The organism is Pedobacter sp. 01N310, from assembly GCF_056399805.1.
In genome coordinates this window covers 82,590-96,527 of record NZ_JBFTSB010000007.1, presented here as the reverse complement: position 1 = coordinate 96,527, position 13,938 = coordinate 82,590, and the positions used below count along the sequence as shown (strand labels likewise).

The window sequence follows — 13,938 nt, the reverse complement described above, 5'->3', positions numbered from 1 at the left end:
AAGCCGTTAAATTAAGAAAATCCTTGAGAATAAATGCGTTTAAACTTTAGCTATCCCTTTGGATGAGAACTGCAGATCGTAAAGCTTTTTATAGTAGCCATTTAATCTTAACAGCTGCTGATGTGTGCCTTTTTCTTTAATCTCACCCTTATCGAGCACAATAATCTGATCGGCCTTTTGAATGGTGGATAAACGGTGGGCAATTACAATCGAAGTTCTACCGTCCATTAAGTTATCAATGGCTTTCTGGATCAATAATTCTGTTTCGGTGTCAACTGATGAAGTGGCCTCATCTAAAACCAAAATAGCCGGATTATGCACGAGGGCACGGATAAACGAAATCAACTGGGCCTGACCAGCTGAGAGTGTAGCACCTCTTTCCATCACATTATATTGATAGCCACCCGGTAAACGTTCGATAAAATCGTGCGCACCAACTTTTTTGGCAGCATTCACCACTTCTTCGATGGTAATTTGGGGGTTATTTAGTGTAATGTTGTTTAAAATGGTATCCGAAAACAAGAAAACATCCTGAAGTACAGTAGCAATATTGCTCCTTAAGTAATCCAGATCAAAATCTTCGATATGAATGCCATCTACGGTGATATCTCCCTTTTTTACTTCATAAAAACGGTTCAGGATATTAATTGTGGAAGATTTACCAGCACCCGTTGCCCCCACCAAGGCCACAGTTTCGCCAGCCTTCACTTCGAATGTAAGATCTTTCAGCACATAGTTTTCGTCGTTATAGGCAAACCAAACCTTTTCGAATTTAATATTTCCGTCTAATTTGGTTGGCTTTTGTCTCCCCGTATTTGGCGTAGTTTCATCAGTATCTAAAACTTTAAAAACACGTTCGGCACCTACCATTCCCATCTGCAGCGTATTAAACTTATCGGCCAACTGGCGGATCGGTGTAAATACCATACCCAGGTACATAATAAACTGTGTGATGGTTCCAGGCGTTACATCCAACGGTTTGGAAAGAATACTTTTTGCGCCGTACCACACCAACAAACCCAACGACATGGCCGAGATTAACTCCACCACCGGAAAAAAGATAGAATAATACCAGTTAGAACGGATATTGGCATCACGATAGCGCTTGTTAATGGCGTAGAATTTTCTGTATTCCTGTTTCTCCCTGGCAAAATACTGCACAATAGATACACCCGTAATGTGTTCCTGCAAAAAAGTATTCAGGTTAGAAACCTCATTTCTAATTTCCTGAAAAGCCACTTTAATCGCTTTCTGAAATTTCCGGGTAGCAATAATCAACAATGGAATGGGCAAGAGCACCACTAAACTCAATTGCCAATCGGTATATAACATGACGCACACAATCACTACCACCTGCAAACTATCGCCTATCATCGAGATTAAACCTTCCGAAAAGATATCGGCAATGGTTTCCAAATCGGAAACCGTTCTGGTAATTAATTGTCCGATGGGCGTTTTATCGAAGAATTTTAGGCGGAGTTTTGTAATGTGGTTAAAAACATTGATCCGAAGATCGCGGATAACCGATTGACCTAATGTATTGGTTAAAAGCGTGTGGTTATATTGAATCAAAGTTTGTAAGATCAACATAAAGATCATCAACATGGTCATATTCACCAGACCAGAATAATTTCCGGTTAAAATATAATGATCGAGTGTATACTTAATTAAAAACGGACGGACCGGAGAAATGGCCGCAAGCAGAATGGTTAAAATAACCGACCACACAAAAACGGCACGGTAAGGCTTTACATATTGAAAAATACGTTTCAGTAATCCGGTGTTGTATACGTCGCCTGTAACTGCCATTTTTTTTTAGTTTTGAATGAAAGAATTTCGAATTATTGAATGTTATAGATACTTTTTCATTCCCTCATTCAATCCCTCTCTCATTCAATCATTTTATATAATCGTATTCTATCTTCACTAAATACAAACCGCAGGCAGGCACCGATTGCCCGGCCTTACTGCGGTTTTTACTTTCTATTATTGCTTTAAAATCTGTTAAATTTATTTCTTTTTTACCGATCTGTACCAAAGTACCCATAATGGCTCTTACCATGTTGCGTAGAAAACGGTCGGCCTGAATGGTAAAAACCAATCCATCTTCCTGTCGCTCGAAAACGGCTTTGCTTATTTTACAGTTATTGGTAAAAGTTTGCGTGTTTGATTTACTAAAACACGAAAAATCGGTATAGTTTAATAACAGTGCCGCTGCCTCGTTCATTGCTTCCACATCCAGTTTATCTTTAACCAACCACGATCGGTTAAGTTTAAAAGGATTCTTTTCGAAGTGAAGGTAATATTTATAAGCACGGGCAGTGGCATCGAAGCGGGCATGGGCATCATCATGTACCGGTATAATCCGTTTTGCTGCAATTTGATAAGGCAGCATGGCATTAATACCGGTTACCCCACTTAAAACCTTTGCCTCTTCTACACTTTCAACATCAAAATGCGCATAAAAATCAGTAGCATGCACGCCTGCATCCGTTCTTCCACAGCCCAACGTTTCGATGGGCTGTCTAAAAAAAACAGACATAGCCTTATCTAACAATTCCTGAACGGTAATTGCATTAGGTTGTGTTTGCCAGCCATGGTATAAGCTGCCATCATAAGCCAATTGGATGAAGTACCTTTTTTTACTCAAAGCGATGCAAAAATACTTTTTTCCTTTTATTTAGAAGGAAAGCGTTCTACATTTATTATAAGTAGCCATAACTAAGGCTTAGCGGTATTTTTCTCGTCAAACTGCCACTTATTATCGTAAAAACCGGCCAGCTTAATGCCTTTGCTTCCTTCTTTTGGTAACTCAGATGAAAAAATCATAAAATCAGGGAAACCACTACCTCCAGCAAAATACTGGTTGGCATAAGCCGCTTTCATCCCTTTTACTCCAGTACTGGCCACTACGCCTATCAATAGTTTATTGTCGTGCTGAGGCCAAATGTAATATGCGGCTAAATCATCGCCTTTCAACACATGTTGTTTCGTGGTTATTTGCGAATTGCTTACTTGTATAGGACAATCTTTAAGTAATTTATTCCAGGCTGTATTATTTTCGGAGTTTCCATATAAAATAATATTACGCCCCTGGTATTTTGATGCTGAAAATTCTTTATCCATAATGATATCAATAGCTCCATTGCCCCGGTAATACCAGCTTTCAGCATCGTATTTGGCTTTATTTAAATTAGCCAGATTGACTTCGGCAGAACCGTTTGTTCCTACCACAAAAACCATTTTATGATTAAAAGCTTCTTTAAATGTGCCATATCGTAACGGATTTTTATCTCTTTTGTCAATTTTGGTGATGATTTGCCACGCATCGTTATTTTTCTCTAAAAACAGGGTATCGTTAACGCTTTGTGTGGTATAATTAATAACTGTTAAACTATCTAAAGTAATTTTTATGGGTGTTTTTGCAACATAATCTGTTAAAGCCAATTTTAAAAGCGCAACGTTCTCGGTTTTACCAACAATGGTTGATAGCTTCCTGTCTCTTGTTAAAATGATGCGACTATATTGTAAAGGCTGCGTTTGCTGATAAATAGTAGCCCAGCGATAAGTAGACGAAATTCCGGGACTGGATGTGGTAAAATCGATGCGGTTTACAGCAGAATCGGCAGCAATAGTATGCCACTTAAAAAAACTAAAAATAGGTGGCCAATCTACACTTTGATCACCGAACCAGTGCTCGCCACCTGGATATTCATAATAACTAAAATCGGCATGAAAACCAGCAAGCAATTTCTTCATTTGCCTTGCATAACTAACAGGCACTACCCTATCCGCATCGCCATGCAAAACATAAACGCCCAATGGTGTATAATTAGTCACTAATTTCGGAACATCGCTCTGGTTGCCAGCTCTTAACAACATCCTTTCGACCATATTTTTACTACTATCAGGGATTTTCCCATCGGCAGAACCGTAATCTTTAAGCGAAGCATAACCTGCGGCAGGCGCAATAGCAGCCCATTTATCGGGATAAGTGGCGCCTAAAAACCAGGTACCATGTCCACCCATAGAATGGCCGGTGAGGTAAATCTGTTTATCGTTCGGTTTAAACTGATCCTTTGCCAACGCCAGCACTTCTAAAGCATCCTGTCTACCCCAATCTTCCCAATTAAAACCACGTGGCCTGCGGTTAGTGGCAGCAACTACCGTTCCCCAATCTTTAGATTTATAGGCTTTAGCCTGACCAATGGCTTCAACACCTGCACCGTGGACCGACAGAAATAATGCTGAATTTGGTTTCCAGCCGTTAAGTTGCGGGGTAACTGCGAAATACTGCAAGCTGCCATCAATTTTACTGATAAAAGTCTGTTTATAGCTTGATGAATTTGCTAAAGCTTCAATTACAATCGTTTTCTGATCTACATTTGTTTTGTTCTGTAAGAGTTGTATTTCGAGATTATAATTACCTGGTGTGGTTATGGTACTTGCATCTAACTCAAAAATCACCTTCCTCATGCTCAGTTTGGCGATACGCGAAATGGCCACTTCCTGCTGTTTACCATTTAAAACAGTTTTGATTTGCAAATCATTAACATCTTTCAAAGAAGAATTACTTACCGTTAATGCCCCTTTTAGTACACCATTTGCCTGATTGAGCACAATACTCGGTAAAGTAACGTCGTCTGTATGGATGATTAACTTTTTAGCATTAATAATGATCATTGGCAATATGCTGGCACCTCTTACAAAAAGCTCGTTTACACCTTTTTTTAATTGAACCGGAATATTCATATAAGCCGATGCATAGGGATCGCCCATATGTGGGGTACCATTGAAAAACAAACTATTGCCTCCAACTACATTTAAAATTGCGGTTTGTTCTTTTGGGGAAGTATAAGTAATGTAGATATAATCAGAACCTCTATCTATGCTACCTGGATTCAGGAAAGGATTATTTGTAGCCTGAAAAGATCTTCTGGAGAATGCACTAAAACGGCCATTAGCATCTGCTTTAATTGCTTTCCACAATATTTTTTGGCCATCTTTTCCTTCAGAAAATGCCCCATTTTCGGTGGGACTCTGTAATTTTCCATTCGCCATTTGCCAGGCCAGTAAATCGGTATAAACGGCTTCGCGGCCATAGCGGCTACCACTGGCTACCGTTAATGCCTGCTCAAATTTAAGGGTATCTTGCGCAAAGGTGTTTGTTGCAGCAAGTAGGAGAATTAGAAAAAGTAAGTTTTTCAGCATAAACGTTTTATTAACAAACTGTTTAATTTCGTTTTTATATTTTACTTGTCATCCTGAGCTTGTCGAAGGATAAGCTTTAAAGGCATTTCGACAGGCTCAACGTGACAACCTGTATAAATTTTTCATCATTTTTTAACCAGTCGCTAAGTATTCCAGTTAAAAATGTATTTCTTTAAAGCAGTAATACCGTGGGTAACTGCTTAACTGAGAAAAGCATTAAATCTGTTATGGTTTGGATGGAAAATCAAATGTATTAAAACTTAGTGTTTTTAACAAAATCTCCGATTAGCAGGAAGAATGTTTTTTCAAGGTTGAAATAGAATCCCTATAATTGTTTATTATTTTAAATTGACATGATACAAAGAATACAATCGATCTGGCTTTTTTTAGCAGCATTAACCTTAGTTTTAATGTTGTTTTTACCTATCGCCACAAAAGATGTTGCAGGAACAGAATCAGCGGTATATACCACCGGGCTATACCAAACTTTAACCATTAAAGCAGGMATAAGTCTTAAAGTTCAATCTTTTCTACCTTTAATTATCACCAATATCGCTGTTGCATTTATTTGTTTAATGAATATTTTCAACTATAAAAAAAGAAGTTTTCAAAAACGTATTGCCGTTATTTCGATCATACTAATTGGAGGTTTTGCTTTTTGGTGCAGTGTTTATGCTAAAAAACTACCTGGCGGTATTGAAGGTGCTAGTTTTGGTGTTGGAGCATATTTGCCTGCCTTAGCTATTTTATTCGTTGTACTTGGCATTTTCGGCATCAATAAAGATGAAAGATTAATCCGCTCGGCCGAAAGGTTAAGATAATTCGCTTATGACTTACAGAAATACATTTACCGTTCTTTTTATCTGTTTACTCTTTTCGTGCAAAAAAGGCGGAAGCAAATCTGAAATAAATTTCCCATTAATGCTACAAACAGAAAATCTGGTTAAAAAATCGGAAACACGTTTATTTACGGCGAACGGTGAAATAAAAGATCAAAATATAATTAAGCAGTTTATTAAAAACGAAAGCATCTTTATTTTACCAGATCACTAGGTTGCAGATGGTAGCAGTCTGGTTTTTTCAACTAATGATGTGGCAACAATTGACGGAAATGTAAACTATACAGTAGTAAAAGACGGAGATTTAATTTTGTTCTACTCTCCAAAAACCGTGTTAACCAACAATCAACTCATTGATCAGATTTTTAAATACCGGGCTCCAATAACTCCTATCCCAACTCAGAATGGATACAACTTTATTACACAGGAAGTAAGGGTTGCCCGTGGGGATTACGATAAATTTTCATTTTCGAGAACAGTTTTTTTGCTAAAACGCGGAGCCACTTCAAAACAATTGGGGATTACATTTAACGATATTGCAGATGATATAGTTTCCAAATTGACAGCTCAGGATACCCTGGCCTATTTAGAAACCGCACTGATTATGGCCCGTTAACGACTCAAAAAACAAAATAGTTTGATTAAAACTATTTATCTAATATTAATTTTAAATATTTTTTGGCACTAATCTGCTTTGCAAACATTTTCAACTTTAAAAGTAGAAGCGCTCAAAAGAGGATTACAATGCTGACCATCATTACTAATTGCCGGTTTTGCATTTTGGTGTAACTTTTATGCCCACACTCATTATTTTATTTTTGATTCTTGCCATCTTCGGCATTAACAAGGATGAAAGATTGATACGCTCGGCTGAAAGCTTGCGCTAATTCTTTAATTTTAACAGAAAATTACCTCTCTCTATGCACATTAAAATAAATCATGCGGTTAACTATATCTGTTTAGTGGTTTTGCTTTGCGGAATCTTATCATGCAACAAAAGCATCCATACTTTTGAAAAAGCCAAAATCGAAAAAAGTGTTGATTCTATTTACCTTAAACAGAGAATAGCCGAAATAAAAGGTTTAAATACCGATGTTTTTACAAAAGGGTCATTCAAAGGCGCTGGTGGTACACCAATTGTATACCGTTTATTAAAACCAAAAAGTACAAACAGAAAACTTCCACTGGTAATTGTATTTCATGGATCAAACGCGGTTGGAAACGACAATAGCAGCCAGCTGGGTATTTTGGCAAAACTATTTGCTACGGATGAAATACAGGCAAAATACCCAGCTTTTGTTTTGGCACCCCAGTTCCCTTCGCGATCATCAAATTACGTGATGGACCAAAGCAGAAATCTACTTACCTCTGTACCACAGCCGTGTTTAACAACCGCATTACAGCTGATTGATAGCTTAAAAAGCAATTTAAATATTGATGTGAATAGGATTTATCTGATCGGTTTTTCGATGGGGGCTTCTTCTGTGATCAATGCCTTATCGTTAAAACCAGATTTATTTGCCGCAGGCATAAGCATTTCTGGCATACCGCAATTCGACAAAGTAAAAACACTCACGAACATTCCAATTTGGTTGATTCACGGAAATATGGATACCGAAAACCCTTTTAATAGTGATGAAAAGTTTTTTGAAGAGGTAAAATACAACAACAGAACCAGGTTTTGGGAATTCGACAGTCTGGCCCACAACGATATTTTCGCTCCCGCAATTTTAACTGACGAACTGCCCCATTGGCTGTTTAAATACAAACATAAATAGCTGCTTTACCCCAGCAACCTAAACCCGGTTGGCGTGAAAATCCTTTTTAAAACCTGAAAGGTTTGAAAAAGATTGAAACAGAAAACGGGACTGAGGTAACCTAAGCACAACTGCAGCCGCTTTCCAAACAAAAAACACGTGTTCTTGTTGCAATCACGACCTCAATTTAAACCTTCTACACCCTACCTTTTCCATCATCCATCTTACATCTACTGTTACTTCCTTATTTTCAAATATTTAGCTTAAAAAACTATTTACTTGATTATCTGTGAAATACGAAATATTAACCTTACCTTTGCGGCTCAATTAAAAATAAAAAGACGAATGACAAACCCATTTCAATTATTGGGGATAAGTGATGACGTCGTTAATGCCGTAAAGGATCTTGGATTTGAAACTCCAACACCTATTCAGGAGCAAAGTATTCCTGTACTGTTAGAAGGCACTAATGATTTTGTTGGTTTGGCCCAAACAGGAACAGGAAAAACAGCCGCATTTGGTTTGCCGCTGTTAGAACTAATCGATTTTAAAGTTAATAAACCACAGGCATTGATTTTATGCCCTACCCGTGAGTTATGCTTGCAAATCGCTAACGACCTTAAAAACTTTTCTAAAAACGTTGCTAATGCCCACGTTGTTGCCGTTTATGGTGGCGCGAACATTATGCAACAACTACGCGAAATACGCCAAGGCGTTCAGATCGTAGTGGCCACGCCCGGCCGTATGTTGGACATCATTGGCCGTAAAGCCATTGATTTTTCTTCAGTTAAATATGTTGTGCTTGATGAAGCTGACGAGATGTTGAACATGGGTTTCCAGGACGACATTAACGACATTTTATCAACTACTCCTGATGACAAAAAAACCTGGTTATTCTCGGCTACCATGCCTGCAGAAGTTCGCCGTATAGCTAAAAACTATATGGACAACCCTGTTGAATTAACCATGGGCACAAAAAATACAGGTAATGTAAACATCGAACACGAATATTATATTGTTCGTGCACGTGATAAATACGCTGCCTTAAAACGTATTGTAGATTTTAACCCTGAAATTTTTGCCGTAGTATTTTGTAAAACCAAATTGGATACACAAGATGTTGCCGAGCACTTAATTAAAGATGGTTACAATGCTGATGCCTTGCACGGCGATTTATCGCAACAACAACGTGATAAAGTAATGCAACGTTTCCGTGAGCGTAACATGCAGTTGTTAATTGCTACTGATGTTGCCGCACGTGGTATCGATGTAAACAATGTAACACACGTAATCAACTATTCTTTACCTGACGAAATTGAAAGTTATACCCACCGTTCTGGCCGTACAGGCCGTGCTGGTAAAACTGGTATCTCTATCTGTATCATCAACTCTAAAGAAGTTGGAAAAATCCGTCAGTTAGAACGCATTATTGGTAAACAATTTACCAAAGCTGAGCTTCCTACAGGATTTGATGTTTGTGAAAAACAATTGTTCTCTTTGGTACATAAAGTACACAATGTAGAAGTTAACAACGAACAGATTGATCAGTACATTCCACGTATTATGGATGAATTTGCTGATTTATCAAAAGAAGATGTAATTAAACGTTTTGCTTCATTAGAATTTAACCGTTTCTTGGATTACTACTCTAAAGCACCTGACTTAAATGCTGCAGTTGGCGACGACCGCGGTGCAGACAGAGGCGAAAGAGGTGCCGGACGTGGACGTGGTAGCGAAGGTTACACCCGTTTGTTCATCAACTTAGGTTCTGTAGATGAGTTTACCCGTGGCGATATGTTATCATTTATCTGTAACAACGGTAAAATTGGTGGCAAAAGCGTTGGTAAAATCGATTTAAAAGGTGTTTTCTCTTTCTTTGAAGTGGAAGACGACGTAGCTGACAAAGTTTTTGAAGGCTTTAAATCTGTTGAGTTTAACGGTCGTCAGGTACGCATCGAGAAAAGCGGAGACGGTGGTCGTGGTGAAGGCGCAGGTGAAAGACGCGGTGGTGGCGAAAGACGTAGCGGTGGCGGTGAACGCAGAAGCGGCGGTGGCGGCGGTTATCGTGGCGGCGGCGACAGAAAATCTGGCGGTGGTAGTGGAAGACGTGAAGGTGGAAACAGCGGTGGCGGTTTCAGAGATTTCTCTGGACGTAGCCGTGACGACAAAGGTGGTAACACTGGAGGTCCACGCAGAGAAGGCGGAAACCGTGAAGGTGGCAGTGGCGAACGCAGAAAAAAATGGTAAATCACTAAACCAAATATTTTACAGCCGTTCTGATTATTCAGAGCGGCTTTTTTTATGGGTAAATTTTGTTGTTTTGAGGATCGTCATTTCGAGCGAAGTGCAACGCAGCCGAGAACCAGGTAGTGCTCAGCGAAACTAAATCTACAGCAGCTCTCTCGCGCGAAAGTTCGGGACTACACTACATCCGATAGCTATCGGATCGAGATGACGATCATTCTATATATATGTGATGTCAGATGTTACCATCTGACTTTTCTTACTAAATCAATCTCCAGTCAGATGGTAACATCTGACTTCACACCCAATTTTTGTTTAAAAACAGCTATAAAACATTATATTTAACGTTTAGATATACTAAACACGATCATGCGTTATTTAAAGTTTTTCATCGTTTTATTTTCACTATTCATCAGCAGTAAACTTTCTGCCCAACAAAAGGTTTCTGATCAAAAAATGCAGTGGTTTGCTGATGCCAAACTGGGTATTTTCATCCATTGGGGTATTTATTCGGTTAATGGTATTTCCGAATCGTGGTCGTTTTTTAACAACTACATCAATCATGATGCTTACATGAAACAGCTTGATGGTTTTACCGCTGCAAAGTACAAACCAGAAGAATGGGTAAACCTGATTAAAGAAAGTGGCGCCAAATATGCCGTAATTACCACAAAACACCATGATGGTATTGCCCTTTGGGATAGTAAAGCTCCCTTAGCCACTACCACACTAAAAAATAGTGCTGCCAAAAAAGATTTAATCACTCCATTTGTGGCCGAACTTAAAAAATCGGGTCTTAAAACAGGGTTATATTTTTCTCTACCTGATTGGAGCTACCCGGATTATGATGGTTTTACCCGCGACAGGAAACGTTATGATTATAAACAGGATACACCACGCTTTAAAAAATTCCAAAATTATTTTCAAGGGCAGTTAAACGAACTTTCGGCCAAATATAATCCTGATCTGGTATGGTTTGATGGCGATTGGGAGCATAGTGGAGAAGAATGGCAGGCCAAAAACATATTGACAAATTTACGCAAGGTAAATCAGAACATCATTATCAACTCTCGCTTAAACGGGCATGGCGATTACGATACACCGGAGCAAGGTGTTCCCGTTGTAAAACCAAACTCACCAGAATGGGAACTTTGTTACACCATGAATGATTCGTGGGGCTATCAGCCTTATGACAATCATTATAAATCATCAAACATGATCATCCGCACGCTGGTTGATTGTATTAGCATGGGCGGTAACTTATTGCTTGATATTGGACCAAAAGCAGATGGAACCATTGCGTCAGAGCAGGTTAAAATTTTAAAGGATTTAGGCCGCTGGACCCAGAAACACGCAGAGGCCATTTATGGTACACAGGCCGGGATTCCAGATGGGCATATTATCGGTAAAACTACCTTATCCAAAAACAAAGATGTATTGTACCTGTATCTCGATTATAAAACCAAAAACGGGATTTTACTATCAGGTATAAAATCAAAAATAAACAAGATTGAAGTAGTTGGTAGCAAAGCTCAGCCATATACAATTAAGCTAAATGAAACAGATTATCTGCTTAATTTAAAAGATGCCGATTTTGACAGCGATGTAACCGTTCTAAAAGTATCATTAAACGGCCCTATTCAGCTCGATGAAGACAAACAGGAAACCCTTTCGCTCGCAGACTTATATGCTGCGCCCAAACAACGGGGTTTGACCAACTTAAATCTAAACAGGCTGACCATTAACTTAAATGCGGGTACAAATGTATTTCAAAATACCGGTTTACCTGCTGATGGCTTAGACTTTAACCCTGGAATTAAAAGCGCAGATCAAAAGATTAGCAATTGGGTAATTAAAAACGCAGAAGCGCTATACAAAACAACGGGCGGAATTCCGTCTGGACATTACCAAGGCAATACGGCACTTTCTGCAGATAAACAAACCCTTTACTTATTTGTAGAAGGCACGCCAACCGGGCCAATTGCCATTAAAGGTTTAAAAAACAACATCAGCAGGATCAGGATTGTGGGTGAAGGTACCATGCTACCGCACGAAATTTATAACAAACTGTATTGGAGCAAAATACCGGGCATTGTTTACATTCCGGTACCCAAAGATAAACTAGATCCCGAATTAACCGTAATTGCAGTACTTTTAGATAGCCCGATTGATTTGTACCGCGAAAAAGTTGGCGCGATTGAAAGCAACCTCTAATTATTTAACAATTGTAAAATAGTGGCGCGACTTTACGATTATCCTTAAATTGCATTACTTTCGCACATCATGCAGGCAAAATATATCTCATATCAGGAAACCGGATCATTTTCAAAACTGGTTTTAGATTATATTAACGACGAAAATCAGCTTAAAGCTTTTTATAGCTATCGTCCTGATATGGAGGGTTTAGCCAAAGCAATTGAGCATAGAAATTTTTTAGGCAATAGAGAAACTTTAGTTAAGGTTTTACAAGATCAATACCAGCATTTACAGCCCAATAAATCGGTTACCAAAAACATAGAACTTTTAGGTTCAGCGAACACCTTTACGGTTACAACGGGCCACCAATTGAATTTATTTACTGGTCCACTTTATTTTATTTACAAAATTGTAACCACCATTAATTTAGCCATCGAGTTAAAAATGGCACATCCCGATAAAAATTTTGTTCCGGTTTATTGGATGGCAACAGAGGATCACGATTTTGATGAAATTAACCATGTAAGTGTTGATGAAAAGAACATTAGCTGGATACAGCAAACCAACGGCGCCACCGGAAGACTAAGCACCAAAACCGTTGCCGCAGCGGTAACGGCTTATAAAGGATACCTCGGGATCTCTAAAAACGGAAAACGAATTGCCAAATTGGTAGAACAGGCCTATTTGCAACACGATAATTTAGCCGACGCCACCAGGTTTTTGGTGAATAACTTATTCGAGAAATATGGTCTGGTGATTGTAAATGCGGATGATGCACAACTAAAAAAACAATTCGCGAATATCATTACCGAAGATATTATTCAGCATAATAGTGCAAAAAATATCGACGAAAGTTCGAAAAACCTGGAGGATTTAGGCTATAAAACACAGGTGAATGGCCGTGATATTAACTTCTTTTACCTTATCGACAATCTGCGTGAGCGTTTGATCTTCGAAAAAGGAAAATACATTGTAAATCATACAGACATTAGTTTTACGGAAGCGGAACTAAAAGCCGAAATCGAATCACATCCCGAGCGTTTTAGTCCGAATGTGGTAATGCGGCCCATGTACCAGGAAGTGATTTTGCCAAACATTGCTTATATAGGTGGTGGTGCAGAAGTAGCTTACTGGATGCAGTTAAGGGCAAATTTCGACTTTTATAAAGTTGATTTCCCAGTTTTATTGCTTCGTAACTCAGCTTTATTGATTGATAAACGCAGTGCGCAGAATTTATACCACTTAGGTTTTTCTTTAGAAGATATATTTTTACCAGTTGAAGCGTTAAAAAACATTTGGGTAAAGCGAAATACAACTGCCCAATTGAGCTTGGCTGATGAAACCAGGGCCATTAACAGCATTTTCGATCAAATTAAGCTAAATGCCTATAAAATAGATAAAACGCTTTCCGTATCAACAGATACAGCAAAACAGCGGACCAATCATTTATTGGCTAACCTGGAGAAGAAACTATTCCGCGCAGAGAAAAGGAAACATGAAACGGCATTGCTGCAGATTGATAATGTAAAGAAAAGACTTTTCCCGAATGGAGCACTTCAGGAAAGAACCTTAAATATTGCACCCATGTATGTAAATTATGGAGAAGATTTTCTTTCCTCATGCATAGAAAACTTCGAACCACTGGGAGGCGATTTTACTGTTTTATTGCCGTAATTTATTTTTAGATTCGT

General features: G+C 38.7%; 10 protein-coding genes. 7 read left to right on the top strand and 3 right to left on the bottom strand.

Going from position 1 to position 13,938, the window contains the following annotated elements:
- Positions 1-39: 39 nt before the first annotated feature.
- From AC1DNH_RS15955 to AC1DNH_RS15945, 3 genes are all read right to left on the bottom strand, one after another.
- A complete protein-coding gene (locus AC1DNH_RS15955; RefSeq protein WP_477625512.1) occupies positions 40-1,809 on the bottom strand; it encodes an ABC transporter ATP-binding protein in 1,770 nt (589 codons plus the stop codon).
- An 88-nt stretch (positions 1,810-1,897) separates the two neighbouring features.
- Complete coding sequence (gene truA / locus AC1DNH_RS15950; protein ID WP_477584670.1) at positions 1,898-2,650, bottom strand: tRNA pseudouridine(38-40) synthase TruA; 753 nt, start codon at positions 2,648-2,650, stop codon at positions 1,898-1,900.
- Between the two features lie 71 nt (positions 2,651-2,721).
- The gene (locus tag AC1DNH_RS15945) at positions 2,722-5,211 is read right to left on the bottom strand and encodes a prolyl oligopeptidase family serine peptidase (RefSeq protein WP_477584669.1); all 2,490 of its coding nucleotides are present in this window, start codon (positions 5,209-5,211) and stop codon (positions 2,722-2,724) included.
- 353 nt (positions 5,212-5,564) lie between these two features.
- On the opposite strand from AC1DNH_RS15945, the gene AC1DNH_RS15940 reads away from it, so the two are divergent.
- The 7 genes from AC1DNH_RS15940 (at position 5,565) to bshC (ending at position 13,921) form a co-directional block, all read left to right on the top strand.
- Entirely contained in the window at positions 5,565-6,032 is a 468-nt protein-coding gene (locus tag AC1DNH_RS15940) for a DUF4293 domain-containing protein (RefSeq protein ID WP_477608095.1), read from the top strand.
- 271 nt (positions 6,033-6,303) lie between these two features.
- Positions 6,304-6,666, top strand: a complete 363-nt coding sequence (locus AC1DNH_RS15935; RefSeq protein ID WP_477585778.1) for a hypothetical protein — start codon at positions 6,304-6,306, stop codon at positions 6,664-6,666.
- 178 nt (positions 6,667-6,844) lie between these two features.
- Positions 6,845-6,937 (top strand): hypothetical protein, encoded by a 93-nt coding sequence (locus AC1DNH_RS15930; protein WP_477585776.1) that lies wholly within the window; start codon positions 6,845-6,847, stop codon positions 6,935-6,937.
- Positions 6,938-6,970: 33 nt separating this feature from the next.
- Positions 6,971-7,828 (top strand): carboxylesterase family protein, encoded by an 858-nt coding sequence (locus tag AC1DNH_RS15925; RefSeq protein ID WP_477608093.1) that lies wholly within the window; start codon positions 6,971-6,973, stop codon positions 7,826-7,828.
- 324 nt (positions 7,829-8,152) lie between these two features.
- Positions 8,153-10,054 carry a DEAD/DEAH box helicase gene (locus AC1DNH_RS15920; protein ID WP_477608091.1) on the top strand — a complete coding sequence of 634 codons (1,902 nt, stop codon included), beginning with the start codon at positions 8,153-8,155 and terminating at the stop codon, positions 10,052-10,054.
- 366 nt (positions 10,055-10,420) lie between these two features.
- Entirely contained in the window at positions 10,421-12,265 is a 1,845-nt protein-coding gene (locus AC1DNH_RS15915; protein WP_477608090.1) for an alpha-L-fucosidase, read from the top strand.
- Between the two features lie 69 nt (positions 12,266-12,334).
- Positions 12,335-13,921 carry a bacillithiol biosynthesis cysteine-adding enzyme BshC gene (gene bshC / locus AC1DNH_RS15910; RefSeq protein WP_477582195.1) on the top strand — a complete coding sequence of 529 codons (1,587 nt, stop codon included), beginning with the start codon at positions 12,335-12,337 and terminating at the stop codon, positions 13,919-13,921.
- Positions 13,922-13,938 lie beyond the last annotated feature (17 nt).

What these genes read in the sequence shown, in the direction of transcription:
- AC1DNH_RS15955 (WP_477625512.1), bottom strand. Translation starts at nt 1,809, where the DNA reads ATGGCAGTTACAGGCGACGTATACAACACCGGATTACTGAAACGTATT.
- AC1DNH_RS15945 (WP_477584669.1), bottom strand. Translation starts at nt 5,211, where the DNA reads ATGCTGAAAAACTTACTTTTTCTAATTCTCCTACTTGCTGCAACAAAC.
- AC1DNH_RS15930 (WP_477585776.1), top strand. Translation starts at nt 6,845, where the DNA reads ATGCCCACACTCATTATTTTATTTTTGATTCTTGCCATCTTCGGCATT.
- AC1DNH_RS15925 (WP_477608093.1), top strand. Translation starts at nt 6,971, where the DNA reads ATGCACATTAAAATAAATCATGCGGTTAACTATATCTGTTTAGTGGTT.
- AC1DNH_RS15920 (WP_477608091.1), top strand. Translation starts at nt 8,153, where the DNA reads ATGACAAACCCATTTCAATTATTGGGGATAAGTGATGACGTCGTTAAT.
- AC1DNH_RS15915 (WP_477608090.1), top strand. Translation starts at nt 10,421, where the DNA reads ATGCGTTATTTAAAGTTTTTCATCGTTTTATTTTCACTATTCATCAGC.
- bshC (WP_477582195.1), top strand. Translation starts at nt 12,335, where the DNA reads ATGCAGGCAAAATATATCTCATATCAGGAAACCGGATCATTTTCAAAA.